This window comes from Pseudomonas sp. GW821-FHT04D07 (assembly GCF_059420225.1).
Genome location: NZ_JBWKTH010000004.1, coordinates 19,474 through 42,947 on the forward strand (window position 1 = coordinate 19,474; position 23,474 = coordinate 42,947).

General features: G+C 60.2%; 20 protein-coding genes. 4 read left to right on the plus strand and 16 right to left on the minus strand.

Translation table 11 applies throughout. The features are described from left to right. Window positions 1-125: 125 nt before the first annotated feature. From AC07T0_RS07530 to AC07T0_RS07545, 4 genes are read right to left on the minus strand one after another with little or no spacing between them, the layout of a single operon-like run. A complete protein-coding gene (locus AC07T0_RS07530; protein ID WP_495000570.1) occupies window positions 126-1,283 on the minus strand; it encodes an osmoprotectant ABC transporter ATP-binding protein OsmV in 1,158 nt (385 codons plus the stop codon). Beyond that, on the minus strand, window positions 1,280-1,933 hold the full coding sequence (locus AC07T0_RS07535; protein WP_495000571.1) for an ABC transporter permease: 654 nt from the start codon (window positions 1,931-1,933) through the stop codon (window positions 1,280-1,282). The genes AC07T0_RS07530 and AC07T0_RS07535 overlap by 4 nt, the downstream gene beginning before the upstream one ends. A 9-nt stretch (window positions 1,934-1,942) precedes the next feature. Then, window positions 1,943-2,836, minus strand: coding sequence for a glycine betaine ABC transporter substrate-binding protein (locus tag AC07T0_RS07540; RefSeq protein WP_495000572.1), 894 nt, complete (start codon window positions 2,834-2,836; stop codon window positions 1,943-1,945). 20 nt (window positions 2,837-2,856) lie between these two features. Next, window positions 2,857-3,573 carry an ABC transporter permease gene (locus AC07T0_RS07545; RefSeq protein WP_495000573.1) on the minus strand — a complete coding sequence of 239 codons (717 nt, stop codon included), beginning with the start codon at window positions 3,571-3,573 and terminating at the stop codon, window positions 2,857-2,859. A 339-nt stretch (window positions 3,574-3,912) separates the two neighbouring features. On the opposite strand from AC07T0_RS07545, the gene AC07T0_RS07550 reads away from it, so the two are divergent. Further along, window positions 3,913-5,496, plus strand: coding sequence for a peptide chain release factor 3 (locus tag AC07T0_RS07550; protein WP_121134782.1), 1,584 nt, complete (start codon window positions 3,913-3,915; stop codon window positions 5,494-5,496). A 62-nt stretch (window positions 5,497-5,558) separates the two neighbouring features. On the opposite strand, the gene AC07T0_RS07555 is transcribed toward AC07T0_RS07550, so the two are convergent. Next, on the minus strand, window positions 5,559-6,089 hold the full coding sequence (locus AC07T0_RS07555) for a hypothetical protein (RefSeq protein ID WP_495000574.1): 531 nt from the start codon (window positions 6,087-6,089) through the stop codon (window positions 5,559-5,561). After that, window positions 6,068-6,391, minus strand: coding sequence for a hypothetical protein (locus AC07T0_RS07560; protein WP_495000575.1), 324 nt, complete (start codon window positions 6,389-6,391; stop codon window positions 6,068-6,070). The genes AC07T0_RS07555 and AC07T0_RS07560 overlap by 22 nt, the downstream gene beginning before the upstream one ends. A gap of 901 nt (window positions 6,392-7,292) precedes the next feature. Here AC07T0_RS07560 and AC07T0_RS07565 point away from each other — a divergent pair. Further along, window positions 7,293-7,517, plus strand: a complete 225-nt coding sequence (locus AC07T0_RS07565) for a hypothetical protein (RefSeq protein ID WP_495000576.1) — start codon at window positions 7,293-7,295, stop codon at window positions 7,515-7,517. Between the two features lie 114 nt (window positions 7,518-7,631). On the opposite strand, the gene AC07T0_RS07570 is transcribed toward AC07T0_RS07565, so the two are convergent. From AC07T0_RS07570 to AC07T0_RS07615, 10 genes are all read right to left on the minus strand, one after another. After that, window positions 7,632-8,603, minus strand: a complete 972-nt coding sequence (locus tag AC07T0_RS07570; protein ID WP_495000577.1) for a peptide ABC transporter ATP-binding protein — start codon at window positions 8,601-8,603, stop codon at window positions 7,632-7,634. Then, window positions 8,603-9,571, minus strand: coding sequence for an ABC transporter ATP-binding protein (locus AC07T0_RS07575; RefSeq protein WP_495000578.1), 969 nt, complete (start codon window positions 9,569-9,571; stop codon window positions 8,603-8,605). Before AC07T0_RS07575 ends, AC07T0_RS07570 begins: the two co-directional genes overlap by 1 nt. Window positions 9,572-9,581: 10 nt before the next feature. Further along, window positions 9,582-10,493: an ABC transporter permease subunit gene (locus AC07T0_RS07580; protein ID WP_495000579.1), complete on the minus strand. Its 912-nt coding sequence runs from the start codon at window positions 10,491-10,493 to the stop codon at window positions 9,582-9,584. A 10-nt stretch (window positions 10,494-10,503) separates the two neighbouring features. Continuing rightward, entirely contained in the window at window positions 10,504-11,514 is a 1,011-nt protein-coding gene (locus AC07T0_RS07585; RefSeq protein ID WP_495000580.1) for an ABC transporter permease subunit, read from the minus strand. A gap of 76 nt (window positions 11,515-11,590) precedes the next feature. After that, a complete protein-coding gene (locus AC07T0_RS07590; protein ID WP_495000581.1) occupies window positions 11,591-13,186 on the minus strand; it encodes an ABC transporter substrate-binding protein in 1,596 nt (531 codons plus the stop codon). Between the two features lie 77 nt (window positions 13,187-13,263). Then, complete coding sequence (locus AC07T0_RS07595) at window positions 13,264-14,640, minus strand: OprD family porin (RefSeq protein WP_495000582.1); 1,377 nt, start codon at window positions 14,638-14,640, stop codon at window positions 13,264-13,266. 170 nt (window positions 14,641-14,810) lie between these two features. After that, on the minus strand, window positions 14,811-16,409 hold the full coding sequence (locus AC07T0_RS07600) for an ABC transporter substrate-binding protein (protein ID WP_495000583.1): 1,599 nt from the start codon (window positions 16,407-16,409) through the stop codon (window positions 14,811-14,813). Window positions 16,410-16,706: 297 nt separating this feature from the next. Continuing rightward, window positions 16,707-18,332, minus strand: a complete 1,626-nt coding sequence (locus AC07T0_RS07605; protein WP_495000584.1) for an ABC transporter substrate-binding protein — start codon at window positions 18,330-18,332, stop codon at window positions 16,707-16,709. 257 nt (window positions 18,333-18,589) lie between these two features. Next, window positions 18,590-20,191, minus strand: a complete 1,602-nt coding sequence (locus AC07T0_RS07610) for an ABC transporter substrate-binding protein (protein WP_495000585.1) — start codon at window positions 20,189-20,191, stop codon at window positions 18,590-18,592. Between the two features lie 242 nt (window positions 20,192-20,433). Then, window positions 20,434-21,144 carry an SIMPL domain-containing protein gene (locus AC07T0_RS07615; RefSeq protein ID WP_495000586.1) on the minus strand — a complete coding sequence of 237 codons (711 nt, stop codon included), beginning with the start codon at window positions 21,142-21,144 and terminating at the stop codon, window positions 20,434-20,436. Window positions 21,145-21,633: 489 nt separating this feature from the next. Here AC07T0_RS07615 and AC07T0_RS07620 point away from each other — a divergent pair, with 489 nt between their 5' ends. Continuing rightward, window positions 21,634-22,893 (plus strand): ATP-binding protein, encoded by a 1,260-nt coding sequence (locus AC07T0_RS07620; RefSeq protein ID WP_495000587.1) that lies wholly within the window; start codon window positions 21,634-21,636, stop codon window positions 22,891-22,893. Then, window positions 22,890-23,450 carry a response regulator transcription factor gene (locus AC07T0_RS07625; RefSeq protein ID WP_100941240.1) on the plus strand — a complete coding sequence of 187 codons (561 nt, stop codon included), beginning with the start codon at window positions 22,890-22,892 and terminating at the stop codon, window positions 23,448-23,450. The genes AC07T0_RS07620 and AC07T0_RS07625 overlap by 4 nt, the downstream gene beginning before the upstream one ends. Window positions 23,451-23,474: the final 24 nt, after the last annotated feature.

The window sequence follows — 23,474 nt, forward strand, 5'->3', positions numbered from 1 at the left end:
CTGCGTTCGGCACGGTCCCCATGTGGGAGCGGAGCTTGCCCGCGAAGCTTTTGGCGGCCTCAAGGGCCTCATCGCTGCGGTGCGGCGTCCCGACAAACCAGGCTCCTGCAAGAGCCGGCAGTCTGTCAGACCGCCGCCAGCTCGGCGGGCGAGACAATGCTGGTCTTGGCCCCACGCGAGCGCCCGGAACTCAGGTAGGCGGCAATCGACTCCTGGGTCACCTCGCCAAGGAATACCCGCTCGGCGTCCATCACCGGCAGCCACGAACGGTTGAACTCGTACATCCGCGACAACAGGATGCGCAGGTGTTCGTCGTACGCCGCCGTGGCGTTGAACTCGCGCAGGAACTGCGCGCAGGTCCCGGCCTGACGGTGCAGGTCGCGGCGGCGCACATAACCCCGCGCCCTGTTCCCAGCGTCAGTAACCACCATGTAGCGCCGATCATGCTCGTCCATCAGCTCCAGGGCATCGGCCACCGGGGTCTCCGGGCTCACCGATGGCGCGTTGTCCGCGGCGTCTTCGGCCTTCACCAGCAGCAGGCGCTTGAGGGTGCTGTCCTGGCCGACAAAGCTGCTGACGAATTCGTCGACCGGGTGGGCCAACAGGGTGTCCGGGTGATCGAGCTGCAACAGCTTGCCAGCGCGAAAGATGGCGATCTTGTCACCCAGCTTGATGGCTTCGTCGATATCGTGGCTGACCATGATCACGGTCTTGTTCAGCGCCCGCTGCATTTCGAAGAACTCGTTCTGGATCATCTCGCGGTTGATCGGGTCGACCGCGCCGAACGGCTCATCCATCAGCAGCAACGGCGCGTCGGCCGCCAGGGCGCGGATCACGCCGATCCGCTGTTGCTGGCCACCGGACAGCTCACGTGGGTAGCGGTGCAGGTACTGCCTGGGCTCCAGCTTGATCATGCTCATCAATTCACGGGCGCGGTCATGGCATTTCTGCTTGTCCCAGCCCAGCAGTTTTGGCACCACCACGATGTTTTCCTCGATGGTCATATTGGGGAACAGACCGATCTGCTGGATCACATAACCGATGTTACGGCGCAGGGTCACGGCGTCCAGGTCGCTGGTGTCTTCGCCGTTGATCAGGATCTTGCCCGAGGTGGGCTTGATCAGGCGGTTGATCATCTTCAGCGTGGTGCTCTTGCCGCAACCCGAAGGGCCGAGAAATACACAGATCTCGCCTTCGTTGACGGTCAGGCTTACCGAGTCGACGGCGCTGATGGTCTTGCCGTTGCTTTGAAAGGTCTTGGTCAGGTTTTGAAGTTCGATCATTTGAGCAGTCCTTTTGGAGTCAGCGTGCGTTGCAACCATTGCAGAAGCAGGTCGGCGACGATGGCCAGGAGGCTGACCAGTACCGCGCCGACGATCAGCATCGACATGTCGCTGCGACTGATGGCGGCGAGGATCAATACCCCCAGGCCGCCGGCACCGATGGTGGCAGCGATGGTCATGACGCCGATGTTCATCACCACGGCGGTGCGGACACCGGCGAGGATCACCGGCACCGCGATGGGCAGCTCGACCCTGCGCAGGCGCTGGCCGAAGGTCATGCCGATGCCGCGCGCGGCTTCGCGAATACCCGGCTCGACACTGGTTAGCGCCAGGTAGGTGTTGCGCATGATCGGCAGCAGGGAGTAGAGGAACACCGCGCTGATCGCCGGCAGCGGCCCCAGGCCCTGGCCGAACCTGGAGTAGAACGGCAGCAGCAGGCCGAACAGGGCGATGGACGGCACGGTCAGCAGCACCGTGGCGCTGGCTTGCAGTGGCCCGGCCAGGCTGGGAAAACGGGTCATCAGCACGCCCAGGGGCACGCCGACGACAATTGCGAGCATGACGGCGATGCCCACCAGGGTGATGTGCTGCCAGGTCAGGTGCAGGACCTGTGTCCAGTCGAGATGGGAAAAGGCCTTGAGAAATTCCATGTCTTCTCCTCAGTTGATCGGATGTTGGCGCAGGAAGTCGGCGGCCACGGCGGACGGGCTTTCATGCTCGACATCGACCCGCGCATTCAGCTGGCGCATGGTGTCGTTGTCGAACAGCGCCGCCAGTGGCTTGAGATCGGCGGCCAGTTGCGGGTGGGCGTCCAGGTAAACCTGGCGCACCACAGGGGCGGCGGTGTAGTCCGGGAAGTAATGCCTGTCGTCTTCCAGCAGCTTCAATTTGAAGGCGTTGAGGCGACCGTCGGTGGTGTAGACCAGGCCGGCAAACACCTGGCCGTTACGCAGCGCCGTATAGACCAGGCCGGCGTCCATCTGCCGGGTGTTCTTGCGGGTCAGGTTCATCTGGTACAGCTTGACCATGCCGGCCAGGCCGTCGGAACGGTTGGCGAACTCGGTGTCCAGGGCCACCAGGCGGTTTTCCTGGCTGTCTTTGGCCAGGGCCTGGGTCAGGTCGCTGATGCTGTTGATCTGCGGGTATTCCTTGGCCACCTGCTCCGGCAGGGACAGCGCGTAGGTGTTGCTGAACTTCGACGGCGCCAGCCAGACCAGGCCCTTTTTCGCATCGAGCTCCTTGACCCGGGCGTAGGACTGTTCGCTGTCGAGTTTCTCGTCGACATGGTTGTAGGCCACCAGCGACACCCCGGTGTATTCCCAGATCAGGTCCAGTTGCCCGCTTTCCTGGGCACTGCGTGCCAGGTTGCTGCCCAGGCCGCCGGTCACCTGGGGGTTGTAGCCCTTGGTGCGCAGGTACTGGGCGGTGATTTCCGCCAGCAGGGTCTGTTCGGTGAAGACCCGGGCGCCGATGCGGATCAAGGGTTTTTCAGCGGCCTGCGCTATTCCCGCGGACAGCAGGACGCAGACCAGTATCGCAGTCAGTTTTTTCATATCGATTCCTTTGCCGAGTCTTAAGACACTCGGACTCCGCGTTCCAGCCAGAAGCGGCTGGTCATGCTCACCAGGCCGTCAAGCAGCAAGGCCAACAGCGCGGTGCAGGCGGCGCCGAGCAGCAGTTGCGGCTGATTGTTCAGGGCAATGCCGGGGAAAATCAGGCTGCCGAGGCTGTTGGCGCCAATCAGGAACGCCAGGGGCGCGGTACCGACGTTGATCGCCAGGGCCACCCGCACACCACCGATGATGATCGGCGCGGCGTTGGGCAGTTCCACCTGCAACAGCACCTGGCGCGGGGTCATACCGATGCCGACGGCGGCTTCTTTCAGGGAGCCCTGGACGTTTTTCAGGCCTTCGTAGGTGTTGCGCACGATGGGCAGGAGGGAGGCGAGGAACAGGGCGAGGATCGCCGGGCCACTGCCAATGCCCAACACGCCGAGGGCGATGGCCAGCACGGCCAGGGGTGGGACGGTGTTACCGATATTGAAGATCTGCATGAAGCGTTCCGCGCGCCCGACCATGCTCGGTCGGCTCAGCAGGATACCGGCGGGAATCCCTGCAATCAGGGCGGCAAGCATGGAGACAAGGACCAGGATCAGATGAGCTTGCAGGTAAAACAGCAAATCGTCGCGGTACCGTTCGATCGTGTTGATGCCAATCCAGTGGACCAGCAGGGCCAGGAGAGCGACGACAACCGCTCCACCTATCAGCCCTTTGCCATAGCGAATAGCCACAGGCGGACTCCTTTTTTCTGTCGGCGAACACCGCTTCGTGTGGCAATGCCATTCCTGGCCGCCGAAGAAAGTGTTCGCGAAATGCAGCTCGCCACTGCCGGCAAAGCGGCAGGCGGTCGGGCCATAAGCGCAGCCTCGTCAGGCTGACTTGCTGATATTTCAGCCCCTGGTACGAGTCAGGTAGCAGGGGAGTGGACGCCTCCACCTTTTAAAAGGTTCCATAATTGGCAGCATTTAGCCACCCTTGAAGTCACTGCAAGCGGGTGAGCGGTGGTCCGTGGACCTCGGTTTGCGCTATACTCGCCGCCCTTTTTTGACTCACCTGCCAGGCGATTTCCCATGACCCACCAGGCCGCCGAAGTCGCGAAACGCCGCACTTTCGCCATTATTTCCCACCCCGATGCCGGTAAAACCACCATCACCGAGAAGCTGTTGCTGATGGGCAAGGCGATTGCGGTTGCCGGCACGGTGAAATCTCGCAAATCCGACCGTCATGCCACCTCCGACTGGATGGAAATGGAAAAACAACGGGGTATCTCGATTACCACGTCGGTCATGCAGTTCCCGTATCGCGATCACATGATCAACCTGCTCGACACCCCGGGCCACGAAGACTTCTCCGAAGATACCTACCGCACCCTGACCGCGGTCGACTCGGCGCTGATGGTCCTCGACGGCGGTAAGGGCGTCGAGCCACGGACCATCGCCCTGATGGACGTCTGTCGTCTGCGTGACACGCCCATTGTCAGCTTTATCAACAAGCTCGACCGCGATATCCGCGACCCCATCGAACTGCTCGACGAGATCGAAGCCGTCCTGAAAATCAAGGCCGCGCCGATCACCTGGCCGATCGGTTGCTACCGCGATTTCAAGGGTGTGTACCACCTGGCCGACGACTACATCATTGTCTACACCGCTGGTCATGGGCATGAACGTACCGATGTGAAAATCATCGAGAAGCTCGACTCCGACGAAGCCCGCGCGCACCTGGGTGACGAGTACGACCGTTTTGTCGACCAGTTGGAATTGGTGCAGGGTGCCTGTCACGAGTTCAACCGGCAGGAGTTCCTCGACGGCCAGCTGACCCCGGTGTTCTTCGGTACTGCCCTGGGCAACTTCGGTGTCGATCATGTGCTGGACGCGGTTGTTGATTGGGCGCCGATGCCTCTGGCTCGCGTCGCCAACGAGCGCACCGTGGAGCCGGTGGAAGAGAAGTTCGCCGGCTTTGTGTTCAAGATCCAGGCGAACATGGACCCCAAGCACCGCGACCGGATCGCCTTTATGCGCATCTGTTCGGGCAAGTACGACAAGGGCATGAAAATGCGCCATGTGCGCACCGGCAAGGATGTGCGGATCGGCGATGCGCTGACCTTCTTCTCCTCCGAGCGCGAGCAACTGGAAGAAGCCTACGCCGGCGACATCATCGGCCTGCACAACCATGGCACCATCCAGATCGGCGACACCTTTACCGAGGGCGAGGCCCTGGGCTTTACCGGTATCCCGCACTTCGCTCCGGAACTGTTCCGTCGCGTGCGCCTGCGTGACCCGCTCAAGTCCAAGCAACTGCGTCAAGGTTTGCAGCAGTTGGCGGAAGAGGGCGCGACCCAGGTGTTCTTCCCCGAGCGCAGCAACGACATCATCCTCGGTGCCGTCGGTGTGCTGCAGTTCGATGTGGTCGCCAGCCGCTTGAAAGAGGAATACAAGGTCGAGTGCTCGTATGAGCCGATCACCGTGTGGTCCGCGCGCTGGATTGATTGCAGCGACAAGAAGAAGCTTGATGAGCTGCGGGTCAAGGCCGTGGAAAACCTCGCGTTGGATGGCGGCGGTCACCTGACCTACCTGGCGCCGACCCGGGTCAACCTGGCGCTGATGGAAGAGCGCTGGCCGGACGTGAAATTCCGCGCGACGCGCGAACATCACTAAATAAAGAAAAGCTATATAAAAAGGCAAAACATTAATGTTTTGCCTTTTTTATTAAAGGGTGATTAGTCGGCCAGGTGCTCTATGAGAGGAGTGAGTTTGACCTGAAGATTTTTATCTTTCGTAATGGTCAGAAATTTATCTCTTTCGGCTTGAGAAATGTTTCTATATTTTTCGTGACGTTCTCTGTCGAAGCTGTCGTCTATACCAAAATACGTGCTTAGTATTTCGTTGTAAGTTTTAAAATCTATAGAGTTTTTCTCTGTCGATGTCAGATGGTCCAAGAGTTCCAGGTGTTTGCGGACGGCTATATTTTCTTCAGCTTCGACGCAGGTTTTGAGTCGTTGCCTGATTTCTACTCCGAGCAAGATAGCGGCTTCTGATTTTTTGAAAACGCTAAGGTCGTTGGGGGTGATCGCTGTTTTGGTCTTTTCCTGCGACAGGCACTCGTCAGATTTTTTGTGATAGTTGTCCGTGGCGTCTTTGAATTGACTGATCAGCTCTTCTTTTACGCTCAAGCCATCAGCCTGTGCGATTGCTGAAAGCAGAACGGCGAAAAAAACAGCTGTATGAGTTAAGCCGCATTTATTATGCACTTCCAGAATTCTCGTTCATTGTAAGTTATAGCGTTATCTTGGCTAAGGTCCCAGGCGATTTGCTGGATGCCGCTCCTGATAATACCCGGTGATGATTGCATGGCGTCGCTAAATAACTTGAAGTCGTAGTTGGAGATGGCGTAGCTGCTACCGATGACGCCATTCTTGAAGAATAAATTGACTAACGTTCCTGCTGAAATGGCAACGTTGAATACCTTCAGCTTTTTATAGAGTGTGCCGATTTTTTCAAGGCCATTTTTGCTTTTCTCTCCGAAGGACACATTGAGCGTGCTGCAGATCATGATGGAGTGCCTTTGTCTGGCTGAGGAATAGATGAATATATTTTCCTGAGGTCAGCGAAAGCTATCGGGAAATTGGATTTGTTTTGTAGGTATTTTCTTTGTTGTTTGAGGCCTGTTTCTATTTTGGATGTGTGTGCGTTTTAGGTATGATCTCGGAAAACCTTGCTGTATAGAGTTGATTTTTATTAGTGTCCATGGTTCTGACTTGCCGAGAGCCCCGCAGGAACCCTGCTTGCTGGCGTTGACTTTTGTGTGGCAGCGTTTGAGTCGACACGCTTTGTGGTACATGGTTCTATAGAGTCGAGAGGATGGTGAGTCATGCATCCCACCCGTACTTTCACTGAAAAATTGGTTGGTTTCGTAATGTTTATCCCGGTTGGGATAGACTATATTCGTACTGGCTGCATATGGCCTGACGCGTCGGAGACGCTATGAGTCTAGCTATATGAGGTGTCTATGAATAATGTAATAACCCATGCTTGGTACTTTGTTCGTAATTCAAGCTTTTTGAAATATTTAATTCTGCTGTTAGCCCCGGCATTCGTTCGGCCTGCGGCATTTATTCCCGGTCTCAATCAGCCCCAGCGCGGGCAAGCCCGCTCGCCACAAATACCGGCAAGCTGAAGATTGCCCTTAACTGAGTTGGATTAGGTTTTGTCTGGGCTTTTCCGATTTCTTATTCTTCGAGGTGTTGCTGATGCTGAGAAACGCTATCGAAGTGGCCTATATTCTTTTTGAATCTAATGGTCATTCAGAATAATTCTATCGCCAGCCAGCAGTTTTCATCTAGCCAGTATGGAAAAGTCCGTTCAACGGGTCTAGGTTCAGACAAGTTGCGGTTGCCTTCTTGAAGTCGGCTGCAAGGTGCTGGTGATTTATCCACAGAGGGACGGAAGCGACGATGAAAATTTTTCAACGCGGCGTGCTGCTGATCAAGGTGCTGGTGTTGTTGATGGTGGGGGCTTCAAGTGCCTGGGCCAGTAATGCGGTGTCGGATCATGGGGCGGTTTCTCCTTCGAAATCCGCGGTGCACGCGCTTTACGCCGATGACACCGACAAGAAAGCCGATCCTGGTCAGGATGATTCGGGCGATGACAGCGGCGATGACAGCGACAGCGATACCTGAGTCGCACGAATGAAAAAGCCCCTTGCGCCCAGCGGATAACTCGCTCGACGAAAGAGGCCGTACTAGCGTTTTCAGCGTTCTCGCTTACTCAGGAGAGCGCTTTTTTGTTGCCTGTCAGCCGAGGAATTGCTCCGCGTAATGGCAAGCCACCTGCCGCGAGTCGAGCTCGCGCAAGGCCGGCTCTTCCGTGCTGCAACGCTCGGTGGCGTATGGGCAGCGCTTGTGGAAGGCGCAGCCGGACGGCGGGTTGAGCGGGTTAGGCAATTCGCCGGCGATCTTGATCTTCGGCTTCAACGGATCCGGGTGGATCGCCGGCGTCGCCGAGAGCAGGGCCTGGGTGTACGGGTGCAGGGGACGGGCATAGATGTCTTCCTTCGGGCCCATTTCCACCGGCCGGCCGAGGTACATCACCAGCACCTGGTCGGCCACGTGACGGACCACTGCCAGGTTGTGGGAGATGAACACGTAGGCGGTGTTGAACTCCTGCTGCAGATCCATGAACAGGTTCAGCACCTGGGCCTGGATCGACACGTCCAGCGCCGAGGTCGGTTCGTCCGCCACCAGCACTTTCGGTTGCAGCATCATCGCCCGCGCCAGGGCGATACGCTGGCGCTGGCCGCCGGAGAACATGTGCGGGTAGCGATGATAGTGCTCGGGGCGCAAGCCGACCTGCTTCATCATCGCCTGGACTTTTTCCCGACGCTCGGCGGCGGACAGCTTGGTGTTGATCAGCAGCGGCTCGCCCAGTTGGTCGCCGATCTTCTGCCGCGGATTGAGCGAGGCATAGGGGCTCTGGAACACCATCTGCACGTCTTTGCGCAGTTGCTTGCGCTGGGCCTTGTCGGCCCCGGCGACTTCCTGCCCGGCGATTTTCAGCGAGCCGGACGACGGCTCTTCGATCAGTGTCAGGGCCCGGGCCAGGGTGGATTTGCCGCAGCCCGACTCGCCGACCACGGCGAGGGTCTTGCCGGCTTCCAGTTCGAACGACACGCCATTGAGCGCGCGCACCAGCGCATGGCCCTTGAACAGGCCACGGGAGACTTCGTAGTGACGGGTGAGGTCGCGGGCGGTAAGAACGACGGCCATTACGCCACCTCCTGGTTCAGCGGGAAGAAGCAACGGGCAAGGCTGTTGGCTTTTTGGTCCAGGGTCGGACGCTGCAGCCGGCAGCTTTCCTGCACATAGGGGCAGCGCGGCGACAGCAGGCAACCCTGCGGCCGGTCATAACGCCCGGGCACGATACCCGGCAGGGTCGACAGGCGCTCGGCCCCCAGGCTGTGCTCCGGAATCGCCTTGAGCAAGGCTTCGCTGTAGGGATGCGCCGGCACATCGAACAAGCCCGGCACCTGGCCGACTTCCACGGCCTGGCCGGCGTACATCACGCAGACCCGCTGGGCGGTTTCGGCAACGACCGCGAGGTCGTGGGTGATCAGCACCAGGCCCATGTTCTGCTCTTGTTGCAGGCTGAGCAGCAGATCCATGATCTGCGCCTGGATGGTCACGTCCAGGGCGGTGGTCGGTTCGTCGGCGATCAGCAGCTTGGGTTCACCGGCAATCGCCATGGCGATCGCAACGCGCTGGCTCATGCCCCCGGACAGTTGGTGCGGGTAGGCGTCCATGCGGCTGGCGGCGCCGGGAATCTCGACTTTTTCCAGCAGTTCGATGGCCCGCTTGCGCGCCGCCTTGCCGGACATTTTCAGGTGCAGGCGGAGCACTTCCTCGATCTGGAAACCCACGGTGTAGCTGGGGTTCAGCGCGGTCATTGGGTCCTGGAAAACCATTGCCAGGTCCTTGCCAACCACCTGCCGACGCTGGCGGGCGCTGAGCTTGAGCATGTCCTTGCCGTCGAAGCGCAGGGCGTCGGCGGTGACGATGCCAGGGTGCTCGATCAGCCCCATCAACGCCATCATGGTCACGGATTTACCCGAGCCCGACTCGCCAACAATGGCCAGGACTTCGCCCTTGTCCACGCTGATGTCGAGGCCGTCGACCACTGGAACGGCGGTCTTGTCGCCGAAGCGAACATTGAGATTCTTGATTTCTAGCAGTGACATGGGAATCTCCTCAGGCGGCGTTCTTGAGTTTCGGGTCCAGCGCATCGCGCAGGCCGTCGCCCATCAGGTTGATTGCCAGCACGCTGAGCAAAATGGTCAGGCCGGGCAGGCTGACGACCCACCAGGCGCGCTCGATGTAGTCGCGGGCCGAAGCCAGCATGGTGCCCCACTCCGGGGTGGGCGGTTGTACGCCCAGGCCGAGGAAGCCCAGGGCGGCGGCATCGAGGATCGCCGAGGAGAAACTCAGGGTGGCCTGGACGATCAGCGGTGCCATGCAGTTGGGCAGCACGGTGATGAACATCAGGCGCGGCAGGCCGGCACCCGCCAGGCGGGCGGCGGTCACGTAGTCACGGTTCAGTTCGCCCATCACCGCGGCGCGGGTCAGGCGTACATAGGACGGCAGCGAGACAATGGCGATGGCGATCACGGTGTTGATCAGGCCAGGGCCGAGGATGGCGACAATCGCCACGGCCAGCAGCAGTGAAGGCAGGGCCAGCATGATGTCCATCAGGCGCATGATGGTCGGGCCGAGAAGGCGCGGGAAGAAGCCGGCCAGCAGGCCCATCATGATCCCCGGGATCAGCGACATCACCACCGAGGACAGGCCGATCAGCAGCGACAGGCGCGAACCATGGATCAGCCGCGAGAGCAGGTCGCGGCCCAGTTCGTCGGTGCCCAGCAGGTACTGGATCTGCCCACCGGCAAGCCACGACGGTGGGGTCAGCAGGGCGTCGCGGAACTGTTCGCTGGGGTCGTGTGGGGCGACCCAGGGCGCGAAGATCGCGCAGAACACCACCAGCGACATGAACAGCAGACCGGCGACGGCGCCCTTGTTCTTGGCGAAGTGCTGCCAGAATTCCTTGTACGGCGAGGGGTACAGCAGGCTTTGATCGACGGTGGTCGAAGCGATAGTAGTACTCATGATCTTGATCTCAGCGCTGGTGGCGGATGCGTGGATTGACAAGGCCGTAGAGGATGTCCACGACGAAATTGACCACAATCACCAGGCAGGCGATTAACAGGATGCCGTTTTGCACGACCGGATAGTCCCGCGCACCGATGGCTTCGATCAGCCATTTACCAATGCCGGGCCAGGAAAAGATGGTTTCGGTGAGCACGGCGCCGGCCAGCAGAGTGCCGACTTGCAGGCCGACCACGGTCAGTACTGGAATCAGCGCGTTGCGCAGGCCATGGACGAACACCACGCGCGCCGGCGACAGGCCCTTGGCCCGGGCGGTACGGATGTAGTCTTCGCGCAGGACTTCGAGCATCGAGGAACGGGTCATCCGGGCGATCACCGCCAGCGGGATGGTGCCCAGCACGATGGCCGGCAGGATCAGGTGGTGCAGCGCGTCCCAGAACGCCTCGGGCTGGTCGCTGAGCAGGGTATCGATGAGCATGAAGCCGGTTTTCGGCTCGATGTCGTAGAGCAGGTCGATGCGTCCGGACACGGGGGTCCAGCCCAGGCCCACGGAAAAGAACATGATGAGGATCAGGCCCCACCAGAAGATCGGCATCGAATAGCCGGCCAGGGAGATGCCCATCACCCCATGGTCGAACAGGGACCCTCGCTTGAGGGCGGCGATCACCCCGGCGAGCAGTCCCAGGACGCCGGCGAACAGCAGCGCGGCGCTGGACAGTTCCAGGGTGGCGGGGAACAGAGTGGTGAACTCGGTCCACACGCTGGTGCGGGTCCGCAGGGACTCGCCGAGGTCGCCGTGGGCGAGCTTGCCGACATAGTCGATGTACTGGGCATAAAGCGGCTTGTTAAGACCGAGGCGTTCCATCGCCTGGGCGTGCATTTCCGGGTCAACCCGGCGCTCGCCCATCATGACTTCCACGGGATCGCCCGGGATCATGCGAATCAACGCGAAAGTCAGCAACGTGATGCCGAAAAACGTGGGGATCAGTAACCCCAGTCGGCGGGCAATAAAACTAAACATCGTGTGGTGTACCTCATCAGCCGGTTAGGCGTGCTCATCAGTACCCGGGGTCGGGTACCGACGAGCGTTTGTTGTTCTACTTCACCTGGGTGGTGGCGAAGTTGTTCGTGGATAGAGGGCTCATGTGGTAGCCCTCTACGTTCTTGCGCATAGCGGTAAACATCTTCGGATGGGCATCGTTCGCCCACAGGACCTGGTTATGCAGGATCTCCAGAGCCTGTTCATAGAGTGCGGCACGTTGGGCGGGGTCAGTCTTGGCGCGAGCCTGGTCGATCAGCGCCTGGAACTGAGGATTGCACCAGCGGCTGTAGTTTTCGCCGTTTTTCGCCGCTTCGCAACTCAATAGCGGGCTAAGGAAGTTATCCGGGTCGCCGTTGTCCCCGCTCCAACCGGCGGAGACCATATCGTGCTCACCTTTTTTCGCTCGTTTGAGCATTTCGGCCCACTCCATGACGCGGATATCCAGAGTGATCCCGACCTTGGCCAGGTCGGCCTGCATCAGCTGGGCACCGAGTTGCGGGTTCGGGTTGGTCGGGCCGCCGCCGTTGCGAGTATAGAGGGTAAAGACCGTACCCTCGGGAACGCCGGCTTCCTTGAGCAGGGCGCGGGCCTTGTCCAGGTCCTGGGGCGGATTCTTCAGTTTGGTGTTGTAGCCCAGCAGGGTCGACGGGTAAGGATTCACCGCGGGGATGGCATTGCCCTTGCCATACAGGGTGTCGACGTAGTTCTGCTTGTCCAGGGCCAGCTCGATGGCCCGGCGCACCCGCACATCGCTCAGGTACTTGTGTTCGGTGTTGATGGCGACGTAGCCGGTGGCCATGGCCGCCATTCCGTCGATCTTCAGGTTCGGATCGGCCTTGATGTTCGGCACATCATCGGGTTTGGGGTACAGGGCGACCTGGCACTCGTTGGCTTTGAGCTTCTGCAGGCGGGTGTTGTTGTCGATGGTGATGGCCAGGATCAGGGTGTCCGCTGGCGGCTTGCCACGGAAATACTCCGGGTTGGCCTTGAAGCGGACCTGGGCGTCCTTGGCATAACGCTGGAAGATGAACGGGCCGGTGCCGACCGGCTTGCTGTTGAGGTCGTCAAGCTTGCCGGCCTTGAGCAGCTGGTCGGCGTATTCGGCGGAGTGGATCGAGGTGAAGGCCATGCCCAGGTCGGACAGGAACGGGGCTTCGGGACGATTGAGGGTGAAACGCACGGTCAGGCCGTCGACTTTCTCGACGCTTTTGAGCAGGTTCTGGAAGTCCATGCTCTCGAAATACGGGAAGCCGACGGTGGACGCTTTATGCCAGGGATGATTGGGGTCCAGTTGCCGCTGGAAGCTCCAGACTACGTCGTCGGCGTTCAGCTCGCGGGTCGGTTTGAAATAGTCGGTGGTGTGGAACTTGACGCCCTTTCTCAGGTGAAAGGTGTATTGCAGGCCGTCCGGGCTGATCTCCCAGCTTTCGGCCAGGGCCGGCTGGATCTCGGTGGTCCCGGGCTTGAAGTCCACCAGACGGTTGAACATGGTTTCAGCCGCGGCGTCGGCGGTGACGGCGGTGGTGTAGAGCACCGGGTCGAAACCCTCCGGGCTGGCTTCGGTACAGACCACCAAGGGCTTGGCTGAAACACCGATAGCCACGCTGAATACGGCGGCCGCGAGGGCGGCGCGCAGGGGAAGCTTCTTCATGTAAACCCTCCTTGATCGATTGAGCCAGATGAGACCCTGGGGCCGATTCGTCGAATCGGCCCCAGGGCCGTCAGGTGTCAGAGAATGTTGAATGGAATGGTGGTGACCAGGCGGAACTCGTTGATGTTGCCATCACCCTGATTCGCGCTGGCGCGGTGGGTGGTGTAGGTCGCACGAATGGAGGTGGCTTTCAGCGGACCACTCTGGATGGCGTAGGAAGTGCCGACGCCATATTCGTAGTGGTGCTCACCGTCGAGGTTTTTCACGTCGTAGGCGGTGCCGGTGTAATGGGTGCCGTCAATGCCCCAGCCGCGGACCGTATAGACGTTGAATTTCAGGCCAGGAACGCCGTACTGGGCCATGTTCAGGCCGTAGGCAATCTGGAAGGACTTCTCGTTCGGGCCGTTGAAGTCCGACAGCATGGAGTTGGCCAGGTAGATGCCGTTGGTTTCGTGCAGGTAGTCGAAGTATTCGTTACCAACGATTTGCTGGTAGGAGAAAGTCAGGCTGTGGGCCTGGTGGGTCAGTCCGAGAGACAGCGAGTAGGCGTCGTTGTCGATTTCGCCCATCTTCTTTTTGCCGGTGTCCAGTGTCTTGTAGTAATTCAAACCAGTCGTCAGGCCGAGCACTGAGGTGTCGCCCAATTCGTGGGTGGCGCCAAAGTAGTACTGGTTCCAGAAGTCCTCGACGTTGGCCATGTACAGGCTGGTCTTCAGACTTTTGAACGGCTGATAGTTCAGGCCGAAGGTATTGACGTGGTCGGTCTCGGCCCCGTTGTTGGAGTACTCGGTGCGGAACCGGGACAGGCTCTCCTCGGTGCGTGGGGATACGCGATCGAAGGTCGCTGCGTCAAACGACAGGTTGCTGAATTCTTCACTGTGAAGGCTTACACCCTCGAAGCTTGAAGGCAGTGGGCGGTTGCCGATGACATCGACGATCGGCGTGCTGAAGTTCTGGCGACCGGCGGTCAGCGTGGTGTTTGATACGCGGAACTTGACGTTGGCCAGGCCGAGTTTGCTCCACTGGTCGACCGCGTCGCCATTGCGGTTGGCCAGGGTGCGGTTGCCACCTCCGGCGATGTCCTCGCGACTGCGATCCAGGGCAATGGCGTTGTAGAGCGCGACTTCAGTGCTGACGCCTACGGTGCCTTGGGTAAAGCCCGAGCTGTAGTCGAGGATGGTCCCCTGGACCCAGTTGATGCGGCGCGGAATGGGGGTTGCCACACCGTGTTTGTCGTAACTGAAGCGGTCGTTACGACGTTTCAACTCATTGGCGTACCAGTTACGAGTGGTGCCACCCAGGCTCTGGCCGTCGATGAAGCCCTTGGCTTCATTTTGTGCATTGGTCGAATTCAGGCCGGTCGGCACGAAATCCTGACTCTGGGTTTCCGCATGGGCCAGCACGGTGGCGCTACTGATGGCTAAGGCTAACAACGCTTTTTGAGAGAGTTTCAAGGCTAAAGCTCCATATTTTCTTTTTTAATATCGGCCTTTTGGGCCTATTTGGTCCGGGTTGGGTGGCGGACATTTTTTGTTACGCAATCGTTTGCTTGGCAGGGTTTTGCCGAATTTCGGCTGCAAGTTGCTCAGGGGCGAAATTCGCCCCCAGAGCGCGGGTCACGGTTTTATTGTTCGATACTGACGCCCGAGAACACGTTGCGACCGAAGGGACTGACCTTGAAACCTTCGACTCTGATGCTTAACGGCTGGTTGACCGTCGAGTGGGCGATAGGGGTAATCGGCACCTGTTGCTTGAGCAACTGCTGGGCCTGTTGGTAGAGGGCCACGCGTTGCTCGTGGTCGGTGACGAGCTTGGCCTGCTTGATCAGCTTGTCGTATTGCGGGTTGCACCACATGGAGTAGTTGTTGCCGCCAATCGCGTCGCAGCCGTAGAGGGTGCCGAGCCAGTTGTCCGGGTCACCGTTGTCGCCGGTCCAGCCGATCAGGCTGATGTCGTGCTCGCCATTCTTGGTGCGCTTGATGTACTCACCCCATTCATAGCTGACGATCTTCACCTTCAGGCCGATCTTCGCCCAGTCGGCCTGGAGCATTTCGGCCATCAGCTTGGCGTTGGGGTTGTACGGGCGTTGCACCGGCATGGCCCAGAGGGTGATCTCGGTGCCTTCCTTGACGCCGGCGGCCTTGAGCAGTTGCCGGGCTTTTTCCGGGTTGTAGGGTGCGTCCTTGATGTTCTCGTCGTAGGACCACTGGCTCGGCGGCATGGCGTTGACCGCCAGTTGCCCGGCGCCCTGGTAGACCGCATTGAGAATGCTCGGTTTGTTCACCGCCATGTCCAGCGCCTGGCGGACCTGGAGTTGGTCGAAGGGTTTGTGCTGCACGTTGTAGGCGATATAGCCGAGGTTGAAGCCGGGCTTCTGGATGACCTGCAGCTTGGGGTCTTTCTTCAATGCCTCGACATCGGCGGGGCGCGGGTGCAGGGTGATCTGGCATTCACCGCGCTTGAGTTTCTGCACCCGCACCGAGGCGTCGGTGTTGATGGCGAAAATCAGCTGGTCGAGCTGGACCTTGTCCGGGTCCCAGTACTGCTTGTTGGCCACGTAGCGGATCTGCGCGTCTTTCTGATAGCGCTGGAACACGTACGGCCCGGTGCCGATCGGCTTCTGGTTGATCTCGCTGGGTTTGCCGGCGGCGAGCAACTGGTCGGCGTATTCGGCGGAGAGAATCGCGGCGAAGCTCATGGCGATGTTCTGGATGAACGCGGCATCGACCGAGTTGAGGGTCATGACCACGGTCAGCGGCCCGGTCTTTTCGACCTTGGCGATGTTCTTGTTCAGGCTCATCCCGTTGAAGTACGGAAACTCGGTGGGGTAGGCCTTGCGAAACGGCTGCGCGGGATCAAGCATGCGGTTGAAGGTGAACACCACGTCGTCGGCGTTGAAGTCGCGGGACGGTGTGAAATAGGGGGTGGTGTGGAACTTCACGCCAGGGCGCAGGTGGAAGGTATACACCAGGCCATCCGCTGAGATATCCCAGCTCTCGGCCAGCGCCGGTGCGACGGATGTCTCACCTTTGACGAACTCCACCAGCCGGTTGTAGAGCGGCTCGGCGGCGTCGTTGTCGGTGGCGGTGGTGTACTGCGCGGTGTCGAACCCGGCCGGGCTGCCCTCGGAGCAGAACACCAGGCTGCCGGCAGCCTGGGCAAAAGGGGTGCCCGCCCACAGGGCGGCTCCCACCAAAGCGGATAAAGTGAAGGTCTGGCGCATGACGGTCCCAATCCTTTTGTTATTGTCGTCGGCGAACAATGGCCGTGTTGGGGACACGGGAACGATCGCCGATCTAGTCAGTGAATGCAGCAATGCCGCTCGTGAACGCATATCAGCGAAGTCTTGACGTTACGAGGCCAAGTCGATGCGGTAAATGCGTAGAGCCTTAGAGAGTTGTAGGAAAACTCTGTGCGGCGGCCATCCGTTTGCGGGTTACCGCCAACGGATTCCGGACAATTCCTGCAATTCTGGCGGGGAGGCGAAGACAGCGTCCTAGGACGCCGTCTTCGCGCAACCTCACTTGCTGACGCTGACGCCGTAGAAGGAGTTCAAGCCGAACGGGCTGATCTTGAAATCCTGCACCTTGGCGCTCATGGGTTGGTACACCGTCGAGTGCGCGATAGGTGTATAGGGGGCTTGGTCTTTGAGGATGTGCTGCGCCTGCTTGTACAGCTCGGTGCGTTTAGCCTGGTCGGCAGTCGACTTGGCTTCTTTGATCAGGTCCTCGAAGGGCTTGTAGCAGAACTTCGAGAAGTTGTTGCCGTTGACCGCGTCACAGCCGAACAGCACGCCCAGCCAGTTATCGGGGTCCCCATTGTCGCCGCTCCAGCCAATCAGCATGGCTTGCTGCTCGCCACCCTTGGCACGCTTGAGGTATTCGCCCCACTCGTAGCTGACGATCTTGACGTTGAGGCCGATATTCTTCCAGTCGGACTGGAGCATTTCAGCCATCAGCTTGGCGTTGGGGTTGTACGGACGCTGGACCGGCATGGCCCACAGGGTGATCTCGGTGCCCGGCTTGACGCCAGCTTCCTTGAGCAGTTCCTTGGCCTTTTCCGGGTCGTACTTGGCGTCCTTGACGGTGGTGTCATAGGACCATTGGGTCGGCGGCATGGCATTGACAGCCAATTGGCCGGCGCCCTGGTAAACCGATTCGATGATCTGCTTCTTGTTCACCGACATGTCCAGCGCTTCGCGTACGCGCAGGTCCGCCAGTGGGTTGGTGGCGGTCTGGCCCTTGAGGACCGGCATCACGTTGTAGGCGATGTAACCCAGGTTGAAACCGGCCTGTTCAGGCATCTTCAGGTTGCTGTCGGCCTTGAGCGGGGCGATGTCGGCCGGACGTGGGTAGGCGGTGATCTGGCATTCGCCTTTCTTGAGCTTCTGCGCACGTACCGACGGGTCGGTGGTGATGGCGAAGATCAGGTTGTCGACCTTGACGTCCTCAGGCTTCCAGTAGTCCTTGTTCCCGGTGTAGCGGATGTTCGAGTCTTTCTGGTAGCTCTTGAACACGAACGGACCAGTGCCGATCGGCTTCTGGTTGATGTCGCTGGCCTTGCCTTCCTTGAGCAGCTTGTCGGCGTACTCGGCGGACTGGATGGAGGCGAAGCTCATCGCCAAGTCCTGGATGAACGCGGCATCCACGGTCTTCAGGGTGAACTTGACGGTCTTGTCGTCGAGTTTTTCCACCTTGGTGATGTTGCCGTCCATGCCCATGTCGGTGAAGTACGGGAATTCGGTCGGGTAGGCCTTGCGGAACGGCATGTCCTTGTCGAGCATGCGGTTGAAGGTGAACAGCACGTCGTCGGCGTTGAAGTTACGCGTCGGTTTGAAGTAATCGGTGGTGTGGAACTTGACGCCTTCACGCAGGTGGAAGGTGTAGCTCAGGCCGTCCGGGGTCACGTCCCAGCTGGTCGCCAGGCCAGGAATCACGGCGGTGCCGCCACGTTCGAACTGGCTCAGACGGTTGAAAACGGTTTCCGCGGAGGCGTCGAAGTCGGTTCCGGCGGTGTACAGGCCTGGATCGAAACCGGCCGGGCTCCCTTCGGAGCAGAACACCAGGTTAGTCGCAGCGACGGCGAACGGTGCGCTGGCCAAGAGGCCTGCGCCGACTAAAAACGGAATGACTGCTTTTTTAAGCATGGTGGCCTCATGATTTGTTGTCATTTTTGGTTTTGAGGACGACCTCGTGAGTCGACCTGCCGATACTTATGCAGGCCCCATACCCATTGCAAGATGCAGAGCGGTGCGAAGCCTCAAAGAGTGGCACGAACGTACAGGAATGTCGCATATGTGTAAATTCTGACGCATTTGTCAGCTTTCGAGGGGATTTTCAGGTGCGCGGGGCGCACTTCAAGCGAGCAACCGGGGCGTCGGGCGCACCCGGTTGGGGCGTTGAGTTACTGGCCCAGGCTCACGCCATAGAAGGGGGTCAGGCCGAACGGACTGATCTTGAAGTCATGCACTTCCCGGCGCATCGGCTGGAACACCGTCGAGTTGGCGATCGGGGTGATCGGCACCTGTTCCTTGAGGACTTTCTGCGCCTGCTGGTAGAACTTGACCCGCTCGTCGTGGTTGCTGCTGAGCTTGGCTTTCTGGATCAGTTGATCATAGGCCGGGTCGCACCATTTCGCGTAGTTGCTGCCCTTGACCGCGGCGCAGCTGTAGAGCACGCCGAGCCAGTTGTCCGGATCACCGTTGTCGCCGGTCCAGCCATAGATCATGACGTCATGCTCGCCGTTCTTGGCGCGCTTGATGTATTCGCCCCACTCATAGCTGACGATATTGGCCTTGATCCCGACCTTGGCCCAGTCGGCCTGGATCATCTGCGCCGACATCCGTGCGTTGGGGTTGGAGGCCCGTTGCACGGTCATCGCCCACAGGTCGATGGGGGTGCCTTCGGCCACGCCGGCTTCCTTGAGCAGTGCGCGGGCCTTGGTCGGGTCGTAGGGCGCGTCCTTGATGTTCGGGTCATAGGACCATTGGCCCGGCGGCAGGGCGTTCTGCGCCAGTTGCCCGGCGCTCTGGTAGACCGCCTTGATGATCGCCGGCTTGTCGATGGCCATGTCCAGGGCCTGGCGGACCTTGAGCTGGTCGAGGGGCTTGTGGGTGACGTTGTAGGCGAGGAAGCCGAGGTTGAAACCCGGTTGTTGCAGCACCAGCAGGTTCTTGTCCTGCTTCATGATCTCGATATCGGCCGGGCGCGGGTAACCGCTGACCTGGCACTCCCCGGCCTTGAGTTTTTGCAGGCGGGCGGCGGCATCCGGGGTGATGGCGAAGATCAGGTTGTCGAGTTTGACGTCCTCGGGTTTCCAGTAGTTCTTGTTGGCCACGTAGCGGATCTGCGAGTCCTTCTGGTAACGCTTGAACACGAACGGGCCGGTGCCCACCGGCTTCTGGTTGATGTCGGCGGCGCGGCCTTCCTTGAGCAGTTGCGCGGCGTACTCGGCGGACTGGATCGAGGCGAAGCTCATGGCCAGGTTCTGCACGAAGGCGGCGTCGATATGGTTCAGGTTGAAGCGCACGGTCTGCTCGTCGAGTTTTTCGACGTTCTTGATCGTGGTGTTGAGGTCCATATCGCTGAAATAGGGCGATTCGGAAGGGTAGGCCTTGCGGAACGGGTGATTGGCGTCGAGCAGGCGCTGGAAAGTGAAGAGCACGTCTTCGGCATTGAAGTCGCGGCTCGGCTTGAAGTCGTCGGTGCTGTGGAACTTCACCCCGGAGCGCAGGTGGAAAGTGTAGGCCAGGCCGTCCGGGGCAACGTCCCAACTCGTGGCCAGGCCGGGTTCGACCTCGGTGCCACCGCGTTTGAACTGGGCCAGGCGGTTGAACACGGTTTCAGCCGAGGCGTCGAAGTCGGTGCCGCTGGTGTACTGGCTGGGGTCGAAACCGGCGGGGCTGGCCTCGGAGCAGTAGACCAGGGTCGAGGCGGCCTGGGCCAAGGGTGTACAGGCCAGCAAGGTGGCGGCCAGCAGCAGCGGTTTGAAGGCAATCTTTTCCATTAAAAGGCCTCGAAGGTGCGTAATAGAGCGGGGAGAGGCCCGACTCTAGCACGCCCCATCGAGGCCTTGGTGCCCACAGTTAATGGAGACGACTGAGAAAATTCGCTCTGGAAAACGCCACAAATCCTGTAGGAGCCCGGCTTGCCGGCGATGACGGCCGATCAGGCGATGCAAGGCTTACGGGCCTCATCGCCAGCAAGCCAGCTTCTATAAAGGAGCGCGTTCAGCCTGCGAACCTGTAATTACTGCAGGACCTCGATCACCCCATCGGCATTCATGTTGACTTGTGCCTTGCCGGCTTCCACGTCCGGCGTTGGTGCGTCCTCCTTGGCCGAGGGTTTCATCATCATCATCGCACCACGCGGGAACGGCTGTGGATAACCGTTGCTGTTGAGGTTCAGGCTGACAATCTTGTAGCCCTTGCCACCCAGCGCATCGGTGGCCAGTTGGGCGCGGGCCTTGAACGCGGCGATGGCCTCCTTGAGCAGGGCATCCTCGCTGGCCTTGCGGCTGCTGGTGGAGATGGCGAAGTCCATGCTGTCCATTTTCAGGTCCTGCATCAGATCGCCGGTCAGCTTGGACAATGCGGCGAAATCGCTGCTTTCCAGGCGCAGCTCGGCGCGTTCACGCCAGCCGGTGATCTTCTGGGTCTTGTTGTCGTAGATCGGGTAGCTGTTACGGCTGCCCTGGCGCAGGTTGATCTCCTTGACTGCCTTGGCCTGGCCCAGCGCCTTGTTCAGGGTGGTGGTGATGTCGGCGGCGAGCTTGGCCGGATCGCTGTTCTGCGCCTCGGTATAGAGGGTCACGATCATCAGGTCGCGGGCCACTTCCTGGCTGGCTTCGGCGCGTAGGGAAATCCGGTTGTAGTGCGGCTCTTCGGCGGCCAGGGCCGGCAGGCTGGCAAGGGTGCTGAGGCTGAGGGCGAGCAGGGCGGCGCGGCGCGTGAAGTGCATATAGAGCTCCTTGGGATTCGATGCGCGGGTCTTGTCGGGCAGTCCCGCGTGCAGGCATCAGACTACGCCGGGATTGTCCGGTTCGCGTTGTTACAACTTCAATACATATAGAACCACCGGGTGGCAGGCAACTCGACAGAGTGCGAAAAATCCCACTAATCAATTCCACATATGGGGGGAGTGCAACAATAGCCTCATGCGCAAAAAACTGTGGGAGCGGAGCTTGCCCGCGAGGGGAGCACCGCGGTCTTGCAGGTACACCGCGTCATCGTTCTTCGCGGGCAAGCTCCGCTCCCACAGTTACAGAGTGTTTTCAATATTCCATTTCCTTAACTGAATGGCATCAGGGCAAGCCCCTTCACCGCAGCGCGTGCCCTTTGCCCAGGACCGGTGTTTGCCGGCTGTGGCGGTTTGCCGCACATTCGCCTGTCCGCCCCCCGGCTGGTTATACTCGTGGCGATCCGCCTGGAGCACTCATCAGGAGAGCTCATGCTCGCCCCCGTTCAATTGCTGTCCGCGACCCGTCAGAATCTCTGGCGCCTGACCTTTATCCGTATTCTGGTGCTGGCCGCCCAGGCCGGTTCCGTGGGCATCGCCTACTGGTTCCAGTTGCTGCCGTTGCCCTGGTTGCAACTGGCGATGACCCTGGGTTGTTCCATGGTGCTCTGCGCCTTCACGGTGGTGCGCCTGCGCACCACCTGGCCGGTCACCGAACTCGAATACGCCGTGCAACTGGCCTGCGACCTGTTTATCCACAGCGCCTTGCTGTATTTCTCCGGTGGTTCGACCAACCCCTTCGTCTCCTATTACCTGGTGCCCCTGACCATCGCCGCGGTGACCTTGCCCTGGCGCTATTCGGTGGTTCTCTCCGGCGCGGCGCTGGTGCTGTACACCCTGTTGCTGGTGCAGTTCTACCCGCTGGAAACCTTCCCGATCTCCCGTGAGAAGCTGCAGATCTACGGCATGTGGCTGAGCTTTGCCCTGGCCGCCGCGGTGATTACCTTCTTCGCCGCAAAGATGGCCGAGGAATTGCGCCGCCAGGAAGAATTGCGTGCCTTGCGCCGTGAAGAGGGCCTGCGTGACCAGCAACTGCTGGCCGTGGCAACCCAGGCCGCCGGCGCCGCCCATGAACTGGGTACGCCCTTGGCGACCATGAGCGTGCTGCTCAAGGAAATGCGCCAGGACCATCCGGACCCACTGCTCCAGGACGACCTGAGCGTGCTCCAGGACCAGGTCAAGCTGTGCAAGCAGACCCTGCAGCAACTGGTCCGCGCCGCCGAGGCCAATCGCCGGCTGGCGGTGGAGATGCAGGATGTCACGGTCTGGCTCGACGAAGCGCTGAACCGTTGGCACCTGATGCGCCCGGAAGCCAGTTATCGCTTCCAGCGCCTGGGTCAGGGCGAGGTGCCGCGCCTGGCACCGCCGGCGGACCTGACCCAGGCCTTGCTCAACCTGTTGAACAACGCCGCCGACGCCTGTCCCGAGGGGCTGGAAGTACGGCTGGATTGGAATGAGGAAAACCTCACCATCAGCATTCGCGACCACGGCGCCGGTGTGCCGCTGGCCATCGCCGAGCAGATCGGCAAACCGTTTTTTACCACCAAGGGCAAAGGTTTCGGCCTGGGCCTGTTCTTGAGCAAGGCCAGCGTGACACGCGCCGGCGGCTCGGTGAAACTCTACAGTCATGAGGAAGGTGGCACGCTCACCGAGCTGCGCCTGCCTCGTGTTGCCCGAGGAGACGAAGCATGAGTGACGAGATCCAGGTCGAAGGCGAGGAGCTGCCGCACCTGTTGCTGGTGGACGACGATGCCACCTTTACCCGCGTGATGGCGCGGGCCATGAGCCGCCGCGGTTTTCGCGTCAGCACCGCCGGTTCCGCCGAAGAGGGGCTGATCCTGGCCCAGCAGGACCTGCCGGACTACGCCGCGCTGGACCTGAAGATGGACGGCGATTCCGGCCTGGTGCTGCTGCCCAAGCTGCTGGAGCTCGATCCGGAGATGCGCGTGCTGATCCTCACCGGTTATTCGAGCATCGCCACGGCGGTGGAAGCGATCAAGCGCGGGGCCTGCAACTACCTGTGCAAGCCGGCGGACGCCGACGACGTGCTGGCTGCCTTGCTCTCCGAGCATGCCGATCTCGACACCCTGGTGCCGGAAAACCCGATGTCGGTGGATCGTCTGCAATGGGAGCATATCCAGCGCGTACTGACCGAGCACGAAGGCAATATCTCCGCCACCGCCCGCGCCCTGGGCATGCATCGGCGGACCTTGCAGCGCAAATTACAGAAACGGCCGGTGCGGCGCTGAACCGGCGCTGAACAGAATCCTTTC

What these genes read in the sequence shown, in the direction of transcription:
- AC07T0_RS07575 (WP_495000578.1), bottom strand. Translation starts at nt 9,571, where the DNA reads ATGTCACTGCTAGAAATCAAGAATCTCAATGTTCGCTTCGGCGACAAG.
- AC07T0_RS07615 (WP_495000586.1), bottom strand. Translation starts at nt 21,144, where the DNA reads ATGCACTTCACGCGCCGCGCCGCCCTGCTCGCCCTCAGCCTCAGCACC.
- AC07T0_RS07570 (WP_495000577.1), bottom strand. Translation starts at nt 8,603, where the DNA reads ATGGCCGTCGTTCTTACCGCCCGCGACCTCACCCGTCACTACGAAGTC.
- AC07T0_RS07565 (WP_495000576.1), top strand. Translation starts at nt 7,293, where the DNA reads ATGAAAATTTTTCAACGCGGCGTGCTGCTGATCAAGGTGCTGGTGTTG.
- AC07T0_RS07620 (WP_495000587.1), top strand. Translation starts at nt 21,634, where the DNA reads ATGCTCGCCCCCGTTCAATTGCTGTCCGCGACCCGTCAGAATCTCTGG.
- AC07T0_RS07580 (WP_495000579.1), bottom strand. Translation starts at nt 10,493, where the DNA reads ATGAGTACTACTATCGCTTCGACCACCGTCGATCAAAGCCTGCTGTAC.
- AC07T0_RS07585 (WP_495000580.1), bottom strand. Translation starts at nt 11,514, where the DNA reads ATGTTTAGTTTTATTGCCCGCCGACTGGGGTTACTGATCCCCACGTTT.
- AC07T0_RS07590 (WP_495000581.1), bottom strand. Translation starts at nt 13,186, where the DNA reads ATGAAGAAGCTTCCCCTGCGCGCCGCCCTCGCGGCCGCCGTATTCAGC.
- AC07T0_RS07535 (WP_495000571.1), bottom strand. Translation starts at nt 1,933, where the DNA reads ATGGAATTTCTCAAGGCCTTTTCCCATCTCGACTGGACACAGGTCCTG.
- AC07T0_RS07605 (WP_495000584.1), bottom strand. Translation starts at nt 18,332, where the DNA reads ATGCTTAAAAAAGCAGTCATTCCGTTTTTAGTCGGCGCAGGCCTCTTG.
- AC07T0_RS07600 (WP_495000583.1), bottom strand. Translation starts at nt 16,409, where the DNA reads ATGCGCCAGACCTTCACTTTATCCGCTTTGGTGGGAGCCGCCCTGTGG.
- AC07T0_RS07530 (WP_495000570.1), bottom strand. Translation starts at nt 1,283, where the DNA reads ATGATCGAACTTCAAAACCTGACCAAGACCTTTCAAAGCAACGGCAAG.
- AC07T0_RS07610 (WP_495000585.1), bottom strand. Translation starts at nt 20,191, where the DNA reads ATGGAAAAGATTGCCTTCAAACCGCTGCTGCTGGCCGCCACCTTGCTG.
- AC07T0_RS07550 (WP_121134782.1), top strand. Translation starts at nt 3,913, where the DNA reads ATGACCCACCAGGCCGCCGAAGTCGCGAAACGCCGCACTTTCGCCATT.
- AC07T0_RS07560 (WP_495000575.1), bottom strand. Translation starts at nt 6,391, where the DNA reads ATGATCTGCAGCACGCTCAATGTGTCCTTCGGAGAGAAAAGCAAAAAT.
- AC07T0_RS07625 (WP_100941240.1), top strand. Translation starts at nt 22,890, where the DNA reads ATGAGTGACGAGATCCAGGTCGAAGGCGAGGAGCTGCCGCACCTGTTG.
- AC07T0_RS07540 (WP_495000572.1), bottom strand. Translation starts at nt 2,836, where the DNA reads ATGAAAAAACTGACTGCGATACTGGTCTGCGTCCTGCTGTCCGCGGGA.